Annotated in this window: 2 protein-coding genes; both read left to right on the forward strand. The window is 43.8% G+C overall.

All coding sequences use genetic code 11. The features are described from left to right. Positions 1–403 precede the first annotated feature (403 nt). Positions 404–571: a hypothetical protein gene (locus INT22_RS14265; protein WP_193059633.1), complete on the forward strand. Its 168-nt coding sequence runs from the start codon at positions 404–406 to the stop codon at positions 569–571. A gap of 302 nt (positions 572–873) precedes the next feature. Further along, a partial coding sequence (locus INT22_RS14270) for a site-specific integrase (protein ID WP_193068445.1) occupies positions 874–1,789 on the forward strand: 916 nt, incomplete at its 3' end.

Here is a 1,789-nt window from a genome sequence, read left to right on the forward strand (position 1 = left end):
TTTCACTATGAACTTTGAATCTTACAAGTTTATTACCTATATTATGTGAAATTTTAGAGAGGCACCTCCCCCCTCTGTCAGCCAGTTGAAGCCTAGCGGCTGTGAAACTCTGAAGAGGCGATGCGATACGAGGTTCCAATGAGGCACTTCGATGAACGCCGGGAAGCTATCCTCAAGAAACTGCTCCCAGCTCATAATTTCAGAAGTGGCTAAAGAAGAAACAATCTTGTTGCAGCATTGTACGACTGTCGAAAGAAAGCCCGACAAGCAGGTCGTCTACTGGTGAATGCATCTGAAGACCTGATTGATGGAGCTCACAAGCAAAGCACGACGCTCGCAAAACCGAGTGCCACGATAACCGAGAGCTTAAACGTGAGCTCTGTCCAGTGAGGGACGAGAACGAATGATCAGCACCTCAGATCGCCAACAAGCTATTCAGCTGATCGATGAAGCCCGCACTGCGGGGTCAAAGCTTCGTACCGCCTGTGTTGCGCTGGTTGTTGGCACCAATACTTACTTTCTCGGAGTCGTTGTTCCGCACCTGCAAGTACCGGACAGATTACTTAACTGATGGTTATATCGATTTGTCAGCAACGCGTGGTCGGCTTCGTGCAGTGTTACAACCACAATCATCGTCACAGCGCTATCCCGCCGGCGGAGCGCCACGCTGATCAAGATGTGACCGTTCTGGCCAGGTGTTATGCGATTTATGCCGAAGCGCAGAAAACCAGGGCTGTGGAGCGGGTCTACGCGCACCTGCACGCCGCGCAAGACATCTTGGCTGAATCCAGATGCAGAAGAACTGGTGTACCAGCAGAATCAGCAATTATAAATGGCATAACCGTGTCTACCAATCACCACAGGCGATCCCAGATGTCACTCATTCTTTGGGAAATACCGGATTTTTTTATAGATCAAAAATTTCAAACTAAAAATATTCGCGGCTGCAAAAAAGTAGCGATAATTCCTGACACAGGTAGATCTGTTGGGCGCATGCCTCTGCTCTATAGAGAAGACGGAACAGGCATTACTGTAGCTAATAACTGGCTAATCCATTTAAAAGTCAACTTAAATAAAAAAGAGGTTAATACTCAAGCGCAGGGCTTACTTCATTATTTTACGTTTCTTGAGAACATAAATTATGTCTGGGACTTTATGCCTGCAGCGGTCAGACAGAGGCCCACCTATGCATTTAAAAAACACTTAAGAGAAGCTTTCAAGAATAGAGTTATAGCTCGAAGCACAGCAAACAGCTACATGTCAGTCGTGATAAGGTTCTATAAGTTTTACTTGGCTAGAAATCATCAGTTTGAAAACCCTCCCTTTAACTATGAATTTGTTAGAGTTGAATTACCCGGTCGACATGATTTTATGAACAATAAAATCTTACATGTTGACTCTACGGATCTCCGCTTACAACTTCCGAAAGATTACAAATTCAATGGGCTTGCACGGAGCCTGGTTCCTCTGAGTACAAATGAGTGGAGCCTGCTAGATGACTTTCTAAAGTCAGGTAGAAGAGGAATAGTTAAAAAAACAAGTGGAGCTGTTAGTGTACCTCTATCAATTGAGTTCAAATTAGCTGTCTATCTAGCTCGCTTTTCGGGTCTTAGAAGAGAAGAAATTATCACCCTAAGATCAAAGCAAATTTATCGACCTGACAAAGAGCAGTTATCAAAAAAATACTTAACTCATACTGAAGGATTACTACTTGATCAAAGGCTGGGTGTAAGTACAAAAAATGGAAGTATACGGCATGCAGAAATTCCTTCAGAATTAATGAATGAAT

Origin of the sequence: Halomonas sp. 3D7M, from assembly GCF_014897885.1 — a bacterium.
Classification (GTDB): domain Bacteria; phylum Pseudomonadota; class Gammaproteobacteria; order Pseudomonadales; family Halomonadaceae; genus Vreelandella.